13 protein-coding genes, 2 tRNA genes and 1 pseudogene are annotated in these 12,166 nt (G+C 71.1%); 6 read left to right on the top strand and 10 right to left on the bottom strand.

Annotated features, from left to right (window positions below; all coding sequences use genetic code 11):
• From ESO86_RS04745 to ESO86_RS04730, 4 genes are all read left to right on the top strand, one after another.
• Positions 1-632: M20/M25/M40 family metallo-hydrolase (locus ESO86_RS04745; RefSeq protein ID WP_129233728.1), on the top strand; the 632-nt coding region annotated here is incomplete at its 5' end.
• 72 nt (positions 633-704) lie between these two features.
• Positions 705-2,150 carry an MFS transporter gene (locus tag ESO86_RS04740; RefSeq protein WP_129233727.1) on the top strand — a complete coding sequence of 482 codons (1,446 nt, stop codon included), beginning with the start codon at positions 705-707 and terminating at the stop codon, positions 2,148-2,150.
• Positions 2,151-2,233: 83 nt separating this feature from the next.
• On the top strand, positions 2,234-3,496 hold the full coding sequence (locus ESO86_RS04735; protein WP_242492205.1) for a Fic family protein: 1,263 nt from the start codon (positions 2,234-2,236) through the stop codon (positions 3,494-3,496).
• A gap of 138 nt (positions 3,497-3,634) precedes the next feature.
• Positions 3,635-4,123: a hypothetical protein gene (locus ESO86_RS04730; protein ID WP_129233726.1), complete on the top strand. Its 489-nt coding sequence runs from the start codon at positions 3,635-3,637 to the stop codon at positions 4,121-4,123.
• Positions 4,124-4,194: 71 nt separating this feature from the next.
• Here ESO86_RS04730 and ESO86_RS04725 read toward each other — a convergent pair whose 3' ends face one another.
• The gene (locus ESO86_RS04725; RefSeq protein ID WP_129233725.1) at positions 4,195-4,641 is read right to left on the bottom strand and encodes a hypothetical protein; all 447 of its coding nucleotides are present in this window, start codon (positions 4,639-4,641) and stop codon (positions 4,195-4,197) included.
• A gap of 199 nt (positions 4,642-4,840) precedes the next feature.
• Between ESO86_RS04725 and dinB the strand changes: the two genes are divergently transcribed.
• Positions 4,841-6,037, top strand: coding sequence for a DNA polymerase IV (gene dinB, locus ESO86_RS04720; RefSeq protein ID WP_129233730.1), 1,197 nt, complete (start codon positions 4,841-4,843; stop codon positions 6,035-6,037).
• Positions 6,038-6,087: 50 nt separating this feature from the next.
• Here dinB and ESO86_RS04715 read toward each other — a convergent pair whose 3' ends face one another.
• The 5 genes and pseudogenes from ESO86_RS04715 to ESO86_RS04695 all read right to left on the bottom strand — a co-directional run bounded on the left by ESO86_RS04715 (position 6,088) and on the right by ESO86_RS04695 (position 9,895).
• Positions 6,088-7,101 (bottom strand): aminopeptidase, encoded by a 1,014-nt coding sequence (locus tag ESO86_RS04715; RefSeq protein ID WP_277985212.1) that lies wholly within the window; start codon positions 7,099-7,101, stop codon positions 6,088-6,090.
• Positions 6,986-7,243, bottom strand: a pseudogene (locus tag ESO86_RS20140) (aminopeptidase); the annotation flags it as partial. The pseudogene ESO86_RS20140 and the gene ESO86_RS04715, both read right to left, overlap by 116 nt.
• Before the next feature lie 212 nt (positions 7,244-7,455).
• Positions 7,456-7,529, bottom strand: a tRNA-Ile gene (locus ESO86_RS04705).
• Positions 7,530-7,539: 10 nt separating this feature from the next.
• Complete coding sequence (locus ESO86_RS04700) at positions 7,540-8,781, bottom strand: glycosyltransferase (protein ID WP_129233722.1); 1,242 nt, start codon at positions 8,779-8,781, stop codon at positions 7,540-7,542.
• Between the two features lie 196 nt (positions 8,782-8,977).
• Entirely contained in the window at positions 8,978-9,895 is a 918-nt protein-coding gene (locus ESO86_RS04695; RefSeq protein WP_242492204.1) for a DMT family transporter, read from the bottom strand.
• A gap of 40 nt (positions 9,896-9,935) precedes the next feature.
• On the opposite strand from ESO86_RS04695, the gene def reads away from it, so the two are divergent.
• Positions 9,936-10,502 (top strand): peptide deformylase, encoded by a 567-nt coding sequence (gene def / locus ESO86_RS04690; protein ID WP_129233721.1) that lies wholly within the window; start codon positions 9,936-9,938, stop codon positions 10,500-10,502.
• Positions 10,503-10,542: 40 nt separating this feature from the next.
• Here the strand turns inward: def and ESO86_RS04685 are convergent, their stop codons facing one another.
• The 4 genes from ESO86_RS04685 to ESO86_RS04670 form a co-directional block, all read right to left on the bottom strand.
• Positions 10,543-10,848: an AzlD domain-containing protein gene (locus ESO86_RS04685; RefSeq protein ID WP_129233720.1), complete on the bottom strand. Its 306-nt coding sequence runs from the start codon at positions 10,846-10,848 to the stop codon at positions 10,543-10,545.
• Positions 10,845-11,552: an AzlC family ABC transporter permease gene (locus ESO86_RS04680; RefSeq protein ID WP_129233719.1), complete on the bottom strand. Its 708-nt coding sequence runs from the start codon at positions 11,550-11,552 to the stop codon at positions 10,845-10,847. Before ESO86_RS04680 ends, ESO86_RS04685 begins: the two co-directional genes overlap by 4 nt.
• A 112-nt stretch (positions 11,553-11,664) precedes the next feature.
• Positions 11,665-11,737 (bottom strand) — tRNA-Asn (locus ESO86_RS04675).
• A gap of 71 nt (positions 11,738-11,808) precedes the next feature.
• A partial coding sequence (locus ESO86_RS04670) for an NAD(P)-dependent oxidoreductase (RefSeq protein WP_277985211.1) occupies positions 11,809-12,166 on the bottom strand: 358 nt, incomplete at its 5' end.

The raw sequence follows: 12,166 nt of genomic DNA, 5'->3' as shown, positions 1-12,166 counted from the left end.
CCAACCCGTTCCCCAAGCGGATGCCGCCGTCGATGCGCGCCATGCTCGCGAGCTTCACGCCCCACGCGCGCGGCGGTGCGCGGCTGCTCCTCCGCGTGCTCACCGCGCTCCCCTGGCTCACGGCGCGCGTCTTCGCGCGACTCGGCGGCGAACCCGCGGCGCTCGTGCACACGACGATCGCCCCGACCATGCTCGACGGCGGCAGCGCCGCGAACGTGCTGCCGGCGCGCGCCTCGGCCACCGTCAACCTGCGCGTCGCCATCGGCGAGGACGTCGACTCGGTCGTGCGGCGACTGCGGCGCGCCATCCGCGACCGCGCTGTGGAGATCGAGGTCGTCGAGGGCTACGCCCCGTCTCCCGAGTCGCCGACCGGCGGACCGCAGTTCGCCGCGATCGCCGACGCGGTCGCCGCCTCCTACCCCGAGGCGATCACCGCGCCCTACCTGATGATGGCCGCGACGGATTCGCGCCACTTCCATCGCTACGCGCCCGCGGTCTACCGGTTCGCGCCGCTCGCCATGAGCGCGGCGCAGCGCGCGTCCGTCCACGGCGTCGACGAGCACGTCAGCATCGACAGCCTCGAACGGGGCGAGCGGTTCCACCGGGCGCTCATCCGTTCGTTGCCGGAATGAGACATCCGACCCACTAGGGTGAATCCACCCCGGGACCGCCACCCTGCACCCGCACGACCCGAAGGACCCGCCATGACGCGCGCTGCGAAGCTCGGACCCGTCGCCGCGATCGTCGGCTTCCTCGCCTTCGTGGAGTTCACGAGCGGCATCATCCAGGGCTACTACACGCCCCTGCTCACCGACATCGCCCGGCACCTCGGGGTCCACGACGCCGACGTGAACTGGCTCGAGGGGTCGCAGCTCATGCTCTCGGCCCTCGTCGTGCCCGCGTTCGCCAAGCTTGGCGACATGGTGGGCCACAAGCGGATGCTGGTGTGGTCGACGGCGATCACGGCGGTCGCCTCCACGGCGCTCGCCTTCACCGACCAGTTCTGGGTGTTCCTCATCGCGTGGGCGCTGCAGGGGTTCTACGTGGTCTGGCTCCCGCTGGAGATCGCGCTCGTCTGGTCGCGAAGCCGCTCGGCCGATCGTCCGGCGGCCATGACGCGTCGGGCGGCCGGACTCCTCGTCGCCGCCCTCGAGCTCGGCGCCATCGCCGGGGCGCTCTCGGCGGGCGCGCTCGCCGAAGCCCTCCCGATGCGGGTGCTCCTGCTCGTGCCTGCCGTCGCCGTGATCGCGTGCTTCTTCGTGATCCTGTTCGGCGTGAAGGAGTCGCCCGACCTCACGGGCGGCACGCTCGACACCGGCGGCCTCGTGCTCATCTCGCTCGCGCTCATCGCGCTCACGGGCGGGCTCAGCTTCATGCGCCTGAACGGCCCGGGCGACCTGCTCTCGTGGTCGCTCGTCGCGCTCGGCCTGCTGCTCGTCGTGCCCTTCGTGCGCTACGAGCTGCGGCATCCCGACCCGCTCATCGACGTGCGCATGTTCCGCTCGCCGGCCCTCTGGCCGGTCTTCCTCACCGCAGGCCTGTTCGGCGTCAGCGTGCTCGGCGCGCAGGCGCCCCTCTCGACGTTCGCGAGGACGGATGCCGCGACCTACGGGTACGGCCTCGGCGCGACGAGCTTCCAGACCTCGCTGCTGATCGGCTCGTACGTGCTCTCGCTCGTGGTCGGCGCCATGCTGTTCCCGTTCGTCACCCGCTGGGTGTCGCCTCGCGTGGCGCTCATCGGGGCCAGCTCGCTCGTGTCCCTCGGCTACCTGCTCTTCCTGCCGTTCCATGACAGCTACTGGCAGGCGCTGACGAACATGATCATCGCCGGCATCGGCTCGGGAGCGCTCGTCGCAGCGTTGCCGGCCGCCGCCGCGGCAGCGGCTCCCGCGCAGCAGACCGGCGTCGCCACTGGGCTCACCAACTCGGTGAAGACCGTCGGCGGGGCGATCGCCTCCTGCGTGTTCGGCATCGCGCTCCTCGGCGCGGCCGGCGAGGCGGCGACCGGCACCGCCGGCAGCTTCGCCGGGTACGTGACCGTCTGGCTCGTGTGCGGCCTCACCGCGGCGGCGGCAGCGGTGGTGCTCGCCTTCGTGCCGAAGCTCGCGTTCTCGGACACGCCGGAGGTGGAGGCGGCGGCGGTCCGCTGAGGCAGCTCCGCGGCATCCTTCGACCGCAGGTGGATCTCACCTTTACTTACACATAGCGAGTTATATGTAGGTAAACTTCACTCATGGCTTCAGACGAGGGTGAGATGCCGGATGTCGCGAGCCTCCGGATCGCGATCCCCCCGACCACCGCCGAGCCGCGCGAGTGGCGGCCCCGGAATCCGGCGGGCTTCTCCAACGCCGAGGTCCGCCGCCAGACGGGTCCGTACCTCTCCGCGCGGACGGCGAGCATCGCCGGGTGGTCGCCTCGACTCTCGGGCATCGACACGGCCGACATCGAGGAGGCCGCCCTGGCGCTCGCCGACTTCGACCGGTACGCCCTCATCCGCCTCGGAGCGGAGCATCCCGCACTCGGACCGATGTCGGCGATCCTGCTCCGCACCGAGAGCGCCTCGAGCAGCCAGATCGAGCAGCTGACCGCCTCGGCCCGCCAGCTCGCTCTCGCCGAGATCGAGGAGGGCGATCGCGCGAACGCCGCCACCGTGATCGGCAACGTTCGCGCGATGGAGGCGGCGATCGCGCTGTCGGAGCACCTCGACGCCGACAGCATCCTGGCGATGCATCGCGAGCTCCTCCGCCGTCAGGTCGGGCTCGAAGACCAGGCCGGCACATTCCGCACCGAGCTCGTCTGGATCGGTGGTCGCGACAACGCCGGACCGCGCGGTGCGGACTACATCGCGCCGCAACCTGGCCGGATCCCGGAAGCGATCGACGACCTGGTGGCCTTCGCCGGCCGCGTCGATTTGCCCGCGCTCCTGCAGATCGCCGTCGCGCACGCCCAGTTCGAGTCCATCCACCCGTTCGTCGACGGCAACGGCCGCACCGGCCGCGCGCTCGCCCAGGCGATGCTCCGCAACAAGGGACTCGCCACCCACACCACCGTGCCGCTCTCAGCAGGCCTGCTCGTCGACGTGGGCCGGTACTTCGACGCGCTGCGGGCTTTCCGAGACGGCGACGCCGGTCCGATCGCGCACAGCTTCGCCGACGCCTCCCGCTATGCGGCGACCTCCGGCCGCGCCCTGGTCGACGCCCTCGCCGACCAGCTCGAGGCCTCCCGGCAGAAGCTCGCCGGCGTCAGGTCGGTCTCGAAGGCGTGGGCGCTCCTCCCCCGCCTGATCGCCCAGCCGATCGTCAACAGCCGGTACCTCACCCGTGAGCTCGGCTTCAACGACGTCACCGCCAAGCGCACCATCGAGACCCTCGTCGAACGCGGCATCCTCGTCGAGCGTTCCGGACGGGCGCGCAATCGGGTCTGGCAGCACACCGGCATCCTCGACGTACTCGACGACTACGCCGCGGAGATCCGCCGCTCGACGCGGCATCGCTGAGCGGGATGGCGGGGCCGCGCCGTCTCGCGGTCGCGGTCGCGGCGACGTTCGCTCCGCGTCGGCCGAGACCGGCGTGCCCTCGCACGCGAAGGCCGTTCGGCCCTGCACGCGACGCGGGCGTCCGGGATGCTGGGGGGCATGACTGCGGACCCGCCCGAGACCCGGCGCCGGACGCCACGACGGCGTGAGCCGCTCAGCCCCGCCGCGCGGCGGTTCGGCTACGCGGTCGCGGCGTTCGTCAACCTGCTCCTGCTCTTCCTGGGCAACGTCTGGCCGGGATGGCAGGTCCTGCCCTTCCTCACCGCCGAGACCCTGGACGTGCTGCCGTGGATCAACGCGTCGCTCGCGGCCGGGGTCGTCGTCAACGTCGTCAACCTCGTCTTCGACCGGGCCTGGCTCAAGGCCCTCGGCGACATCGTGACGACCAGCGTCGGCCTCGTCGCGACGATCCAGCTCTGGGCGGTGTTCCCGTTCGACTTCGGCACCTCGACCTTCCCGTGGGAGATCGTCGTGCGCACGCTGCTCATCCTTGCCATCGTGGGTTCCGCGATCGGCATCATCGCGGCAGTCGTCGCGTTCGTGCGCGCCCTGATCCGAGGGGCGGATGCCGCGGCTCGCCCGTCCTGAACGCAGTCGACCCGGCGCGGGATCTCCCGTCCCGACGATACGACCGACGCCGACGGGGCAGTCAGCCTGGCTCAGTCCTCCCGGATCTCACGCAGCGCGCGCGAGCGCTCCTCGGCCAGCGAACCGACGACGCCGTTGCGCTTGGCTTCGGTGATCCACTTCCCCGCCGTCTGCGCGTCCACTCCATACAGCGCGGCGATGGCCTCGCGCGGCGTCAGTCCGGCGAGTACCGCCTTGCGGTAGAGCCGCGCCACCTCGGCATCGAACTCCGCGGACCCGCCACGAGGTCGATGCAACGCTCGTTCGGACGTGAACTCGGCCAGCCAGTGCGCGTCGGTCTCCGGCGAGTCCATCCCCGCCGCCTCGACCGCGTCGGCCCATCCGATGCCGCGGAGGAGGTCGCCGGTCAGGCGCACGCCCTCCGGCGCGATCACGGTCATCGTCCGCCCATCATCACCGAACTCGATCTTCCATCCCGGCAGCACGGCGGGCTGGATCGTCCTGCGCATCTTCGGCATGATGTCTTCCTCTCGTGGCGACCCTGAGGCGTCGCATACCAGAAGTACTCAGGACTCTGATGAGTCGTCAACCGGTACCGTCCCCCAGTTCTGGTGTGAATTCGCACGTTCCTCCACGTCTCCCGTTGTCGTGGCGGAACATCCCGTGTCCGCGGTGCGTGCGACGATCCGCGTGACGGGCGATCGGCGGGAGGTCGGGATGCGGGGCGAGGCGACCGTGCTGCACGCCGACCTCGACGCGTTCTACGCGTCCGTCGAACAGCGTGACGCGCCCGAGCTGCGCGGACGACCCGTCATCGTCGGCGGCGGGGTCGTGCTGGCGGCGAGCTACGAGGCGAAGGCCTACGGCGTGCGGACCGCGATGGGCGGCCGCCAGGCGCGCGACCTGTGCCCCGGTGCTGTCGTGGTCCCGCCTCGGATGGAGGCCTACTCGACGGCCAGTCGTGCCGTGTTCGCGATCTTCCGCGATACGACCCCGTTCGTCGAGGGGCTCTCGATCGACGAGGCGTTCCTGGAGGTCGGAGGGCTCCGGCGCATCGCGGGCACGCCCGAGCAGATCGCGGAGCGACTGCGTGAGCGGGTCCGTGCCGAGGTCGGCCTGGCGATCTCCGTCGGGATCGCGCGGACGAAGTTCCTCGCCAAGGTCGCCAGCGCCGTCAGCAAGCCCGACGGCCTGCTGGTCGTCGAGCCCGAACGCGAGGCGGCCTTCCTGCTCCCGCTGCCGGTGGAGCGGCTGTGGGGCGTCGGCGCGGTCACCGCCGAGAAGCTGCACCGGCTCGGCATCCGCACCGTGGGGCAACTGGCAGAACTCGAGGCCGTGGCCGCGGAGCAGGTGCTGGGGAAGGCGACCGGGGCGCACCTGCACGCGTTGGCCAGGCTCCGCGACCCACGCCCCGTCGACACCACTCGCCGCCGCGCTTCGATCGGATCGCAACGGGCGCTCGGCAGTCGCCCGCGCCCGGCCGAGGAACTGGAGCTCACCCTCACCCAGATCGTCGATCGGCTGGCCCGACGCCTGCGCGACGGCGATCGGGTGTGCAGGACGGTCGTGCTGCGACTTCGCTTCGGCGACTTCACGAGGGCCACGCGATCGCACTCCATCAACCCCTCGACCGACCGCACCGCCGTGCTGCTGGCCGTCGCACGCGACCTCTTCCGCGGGGCGCAGGCCGAGATCGCCGAGCGCGGCATCACGCTGATCGGCGTCTCGCTGTCGCAGCTGGCGCGCGCCGACAGCCTCCAACCTGAGCTCCCGATCGACTGGGACGACGGCGCCCGCCTCGACACGGTGCTGGACGCGGTCCGCGATCGCTTCGGCGCGGCATCCGTCGCCCGCGCCGCTCACCTCGGTCGCGATCCGGGCTGGTCACCGCCGATGCTCCCCGAACACGAGTGAGTCGTGTCGACTCGTCGGGATGCCTCGATCCGGGCCCGCACGCCGGCGCCTCAGACGCTGAACCCCCACTCGCCGGCGGCGATGATCGGCTCCTCGCTGCCGTCGTCGAGCACGCCGAAGACGCTCAGCTCGGGGGAACCGAGCACGAAGTCGACGTGCACAGAGCTGCGGTTGAGGCCGACCTCGAGCCGCTCGTCGGGGCTCAGGGCATCGGCGCCGTCGTAGCAGGACGCATACGACTGTCCGAGGGCGATGTGGCACGCGTCGTTCTCGTCGTACAGGATGTTCTTCCACACCAGGTGCTCGGCGGCCACCGCCCCGGACTGCGGCACCATCGCGGCCTCGCCGAAGCGCACGGCTCCGTCGTCGCTGCCGAGGATCGCCCGCAGCGTCGCCTCGCCGACGCCGGCATGCGAACCGACGACCTTCCCCTCCGAGAGTTCGAACGAGAAGTCCTCGATGAGGTCGCCGAAGTAGCTCAGCGGCTTCGTCGCGCGGACCGTGCCCTCCGCCCTCATCCGATGCGGGGAGGTGAACACCTCCTCGGTCGGCAGGTTGGGTGCGAAACGCTTCCCGGCGGGGGTCGTCATGCCGCCGCCGCCCCAGCGGGCGCGATCCGTCATGCCGAGCACGAGGTCGGTCCCGGGGCCCTCGTAGCGCAGCCGGCGGTAGTCGCGTGAGTCGAGGTGCGCGGCCCGCGCCTCCAGGTCCGCGATGTGCGCGCGCCAGCCGGCGACCGGATCCGGCGTGTCGATGCGGGTGGCGCGGAGGATCGCCTGCCACAGGCGCTCCTCCGCCTCCTCGGCGTCATCGTCGGGGAACACGCTCGACACCCACGCGGGGATCGGCACCCCGACGACCGTCCAGGGCACGTGCCCGATGCCCATCGCCTCCATCTGGGGCCGGATGTACTCCATCTCGCGGCGGGTTCTGCTGCTGCACGAGAGCCTGGTCGACCCCGGCGAACTTGGCAGGGTCGGCCGCGTGGATGCGCAGGAACGAGGCGCCGGCCTCGAAGTCGGCGAGGCGGAACAGGGCGCTCCCCGGCAGCGCGCCGGCGGCATCGGCCGAGCCGTGGGTGAACCGCGACCGGTCGACCGCATCGTCGAACCAGAGCACGTCGGCCGAGATCGCCCCGGCACCGTAGGCTGCCTCGACCACCATCCGCGCGAACTCGGGTCGCACGACGGGCGCCGAGATGAGCACCCGCTCGCCGGGTTACACCGCCAGTCCGACCTCGATCGCGACGCGTGCGTAGTCCCTCAGCTGCTCTTCACTCGGCATGGTGGCCTCCCGGTCGGTGCCTCCACCGTGGCACGCCGGGCGTGATCGCACGACCCCTGGGCCTACTGTGCCGCGGCCGAGCCCCTCGCCTGTGATGCCCGGGGCACGACTGGGGCTCTGACAGAGGGGTTCCGTAGGGCGGACGGGACTTGAACCCGTGACCGATGGATTATGAGTCCACTGCTCTAACCGGCTGAGCTACCGCCCCGCGAGCGACCTCATTCCGGCACGATGACCGGGATCGACTCGGTGACCGGATCGGTCACGCGCTCACCACGATACAGACTCTCGAACGTGTCGAGCGTGCGCGTGATGTCGTGCGCCTTGATGAGCTTGAGCGACTGCGCCTTCATGGCGTTGTAGTCGTCGGGAGTCGCCTCGAGCACGAGGCGCAGCTTGTCGGCGAGGTCCTTCGGGTCACCCGGTTCGAAGAGGTACCCGTTCTCGCCGTCGTGCACCAGATGCGGCAGCGCCATCGCGTTCGCGGCGACGACGGGCAACGCGGAGGCCATCGCCTCCATCGTCACGATGCTCTGCAGCTCGGCGATCGACGGCATCGCGAGCACCGACGCCCGGTGGTACGCATCGCGCAACTCCTCGTCGGTGACGTAGCCGGTGAAGGTCACCCGGTCGGCGATGCCGAGTTCGACGGCCATGTGCTCGAGGTTGCGCTTCTGGTCGCCGCCGCCGACGATGTCGACCTTGACGTCGAGCTCGGCGGGAAGGAGCGTGACGGCGCGGAGGAGCACGTCGATCTGCTTCTCACCGGTCACGCGGCCGACGAAGACGATGCGGTTCTCGGTGCGCGGCTCCCAGTTCGGCGAGTACTTGTGCGCATCGATGCCGCACGAGATGGCGTGCACCCCGTGGAGCCCCGTGTACTTCTCGAGGAAGTCCGCCGCGCGTCGCGTCGGCGTCGTGACCGACTCGGCGCGGCCGAACGTGCGTCGTGCGGCCTTCCAGGCGAGCCCGACGGCCCAGTCCTGCCACGCCTTCGGGATGAGCGTGAACTCGAGCATGTTCTCGGGCATGAAGTGGTTCGTGCCGACGATGCGGATGCCGCGCTTCGCGGCCTCGATCGAGAGGCCGCGGCCGACCACGATGTGCGACTGGAAGTGCACGACGTCGGGCTTCACCTCGTCGAGGATCCGCGCGCTGTTCTGCTTGATCCGCCACGGCAGTGCGAAGCGGAGCCAGTCGTGCGGGTACCAGCGCCAGCTCAGCAGTCGGTGCGCCGTCAGCTCCTGGCCCTCGTGGACCTCCTTCCACGTGCCGTGCTTGCGGCTCGCGGCGGGGGCCACGACGTGCACGTCGTGGCCGCGCTCGACGAGTCCGGCGGCGAGCCGCTCGGCGAAGCGGGCGGCTCCGTTGACGTCGGGCGCGAAGGTGTCGGCGCCGATCAGGATCCGGAGCGGGCGCTTCGAGCCGGGGTCGGCGGACACGCTCGATGAGTCGGACACGTGGTGCTCTACCTCGCTGTTCGTGGAACGGGGTGGGTGGCCGGGGCCGGGCCTGTCGGGAGATCGGGACGGGCAGCGTGGGCTGGGTTCATCCGACCCTAGTCTACGAGAGCACCGGTCGCAGCGCCGATCTCACGCGCCAGCCCCTGCTCGCATGAGCGTGACGGGCGCATCGGCGCCTCGCATCCGATCGTCGTCAGAGCCGTGTCTGCGGATGGTTCTTCGCCAGCAGGAACACGCCCCAGATCGCCACCGCACCCGTCACCGCGAACACGCCGATCGCCCACGGGGGCGCCTGCGACGCCTCGTCGAGCACCACGATGCCGATGAGCACCGCGACCATCGGGTCGACCACCGTGAGGCCCGCGATCACGAGGTCGGGCGGACCGCTCGCGTAGGCGTTCTGCACGAAGTACGCGCCGAGGCCCGTCGCCGCGAGCAGGGCGATCACGCAGAGCAGGGTGAGCCAGTCGAACTCGCCCTGGTCGACGCGCGAGAGCACGACCTTGGCGAGCGTCGCCACGAAGCCGTACAGCACGCCCGCCATGAGCACGTAGAAGATCGCACGGATGCGCTGGCGGAACAGCGCGAAGGTCACCGCCGCGGCGGCGAGCACCACCATGAGGACGATGAGGATGGTGATGAGCTGTCGCGCCTGCACCGGCTTGTCGACGGCGGTGAACGCGGCGACCCCGACGAACAGGAACACGCCGCCGACGCACATCACGATCGCCGTGATCGACTTGCGGTTGAGGCTCACCTTGTTGATGCGCGAGTTCATGATCGACGTGATCACGAGCGCGAGCGCGCCGAGCGGCTGCACCACGATCAGCGGCGCGAAGTAGAGGCTCGAGAGCTGGAAGACGATCGCGAGCCCGAGCATGAGGGTGCCGAGCACCCACGACGGCCGTGCGAGCAGGAGCGCGAGCTGCCTGCCGTTCAGCCCCTTGCCGAGGGTGTCGGCCGTGTTCGCCTCGACCTTGACCACGCCGCGGTGCTGGAACTGGGCCCCGAGGGACAGGAAGACCGCTCCGACGAGCGCGAGCGGGATGCCGATGAACTGCGTCGGATCGAGCGGGATCAGCTCGCCGAGCTCGCTGAGGTCCGGATCCACCCCTCGACCCTACCGGCTCGCTCGCGGATATCCTTGGCGAATGGCCGTGCTCCCGATCCGAATCACGGGCGACCCCGTGCTCCATGCGCCGGCCTCGCCGGTCGAGGCGATCGACGACGAGATCCGCACCCTCGTGCGCGACATGTTCGAGACGATGGATGCCGCGCCCGGCGTCGGTCTCGCCGGTCCGCAGGTCGGCGTCCCGCTGCGATTGTTCACGTTCGGGTGGACCGACGAGGACGACCGCGAGTGGCGCGGCGTGGCCATCAACCCCGAGCTGTGGATCTCGCCGCCGGTCCCGGGCATGCCCGACGAGGACGACGAGTCCGAGGGGTGCCTCTCCTTCCCCGGCGAGCGGTTCGGGCTGCGACGGGCGGAACGCGCCATCCTGCGTGCGACCGACCTCGAGGGCGAGCCCTTCGAGATCGTCGCCGACGGATGGCTGGCGCGCATCTTCCAGCACGAGTACGACCACCTCGACGGCGTGCTCTACATGGACCGGCTCGACGACCACGACCAGCGCATCGTGCAGAAGATCACGCGCAAGCGCGGCTGGGGCCGGCCGGGTTCGAGCTGGACGCCGGGCGTCGACGACCTCGACGCGTGAGCCGCGTCATCCGCTCGCGCTCCGCTCGCCACCGACCGCGCTACGCGAAGAACCGGATGCCGGCCGCCACGGCCGCGGCGACTGCGACCACGACGATGAAGGGCGTCCGCACCGCATAGAGCGCGGCGGCGACGACGAGCGCCGGAACCCGGGCGTCGATGACGAGCCCCTGCCCGACCGCGAGGGTCTGGACCGCGATGAGCGCCGCGAGCAGCGCGACGGTGAGCAGGTCGGCGATCCTCGCCGGTCGCTCGCGCTCGAGGAACGAGGCGGGCACGAGGTGACCGGCGAGCTTCAACGCCAGGGTCGCCGCGGTCGCGATCAGGATCACGTGCCACACGGTCATCCCGCGGCCTCCCGTCGACGGAAGAGGTCGAACCAGCCGACCACGACGGCGACGACCGCCGCGACGAGGACCGGCAACCCGGGTGCGAGCACCGGCGTGGCCACCGTGGCCACGACGGCCGCGAGCACGGCCGTCGCGCCCGCCTGCACCCGCTTGAGCCTCGGCCAGAGCAGGCCCAGGAACGCGGCCGCGGCGGCGGCGTCGAGCCCGTACGCGCGGGTGTCGCCCAGTGCATCGCCGATGAGGGCGCCGAGGAGCGTGGTGAGGTTCCACCCGACGAAGATCGCGAGGCCCGTGACCCAGAAGCCGACGCGCGCCGCGCGCTCGTCGTCCTGCGCGAGCGCGACGGCCGTCGACTCGTCGATCGTCAGCCAGGCCGCGGCGACGCGGTGCGCGAGGCCGTGCTCGCTGACCACCGGCCGCATGCGCATGCCGTAGACGACGTTCCGCACGCCGAGCAGCGCAGCGGCCGCGATGGCGGATCCCCCGGCCGCGGCGCCGCCCGCACCGATCACGCCGACGAGCGCGAACTGCGACCCGCCCGTGAACATCACGAGGCTGAGGAAGCACGTCTGCCAGACGTCGAGCCCCGATGCGACCGACAGCGCGCCGAACGAGATGCCGTACGCGGCGGTCGCGAGCCCGACGGCGATGCCGTCGCGTCGCGCACCGCGGATCGAGGCGTCGACGTCGGGTCCGGGCACGGATCCCAGTTGACCCGCAGGTGGCGGGTCCGCGCAAATCGAGCGCCTCCGCGCGGGCGGACACGGCCCGGAGACGACGACGGCCCGGACGATGTGGTCCGGGCCGGGGAAGCTCCCCCACTTGGACTCGAACCAAGAACCTATCGGTTAACAGCCGATTGCTCTGCCAATTGAGCTATGGAGGATCACGCTGGGCGCAGAGATACTGTAGCAAAGCGAGCGCCGGAGTCCCAATCCGAGCCGGGCTCAGCTGACGTCAGTATCCGGCCTCGAGATCGATGCGTCCGTCGAAGGTCGTGCCGCCCACGAAGGCGGCGACGTTCGCCGCGATCCGGTGCGCGAACAGCGGCACGGTCATGGCCTCCGTGTCGGCGACGTGGGGCGTGACGAGGCAGTTCGGGGCGGTCCAGAGCGGATGTTCCGCGGGCAGCGGTTCCGGCTCGGTGACGTCGAGACCGGCCCCGCCGAGCCGTCCCGACTCGAGCGCGGCGACGAGCGCGTCGGAGTCGACCAGTCCCCCGCGCGCCACGTTGACCAGCACGGCACCCGCCGGCAGCGCCGCGAGCTCGTCCGCCCCGATCAGCCCGCGCGTCGCCGGGGTGAGTGCGGCGGCG

Source organism: Agromyces binzhouensis (genome assembly GCF_004135055.1).
Classification (GTDB): domain Bacteria; phylum Actinomycetota; class Actinomycetes; order Actinomycetales; family Microbacteriaceae; genus Agromyces; species Agromyces binzhouensis.
The sequence above is the reverse complement of the archived record's forward strand: the minus strand, read 5'-3'. Positions and strand labels throughout refer to the sequence as shown.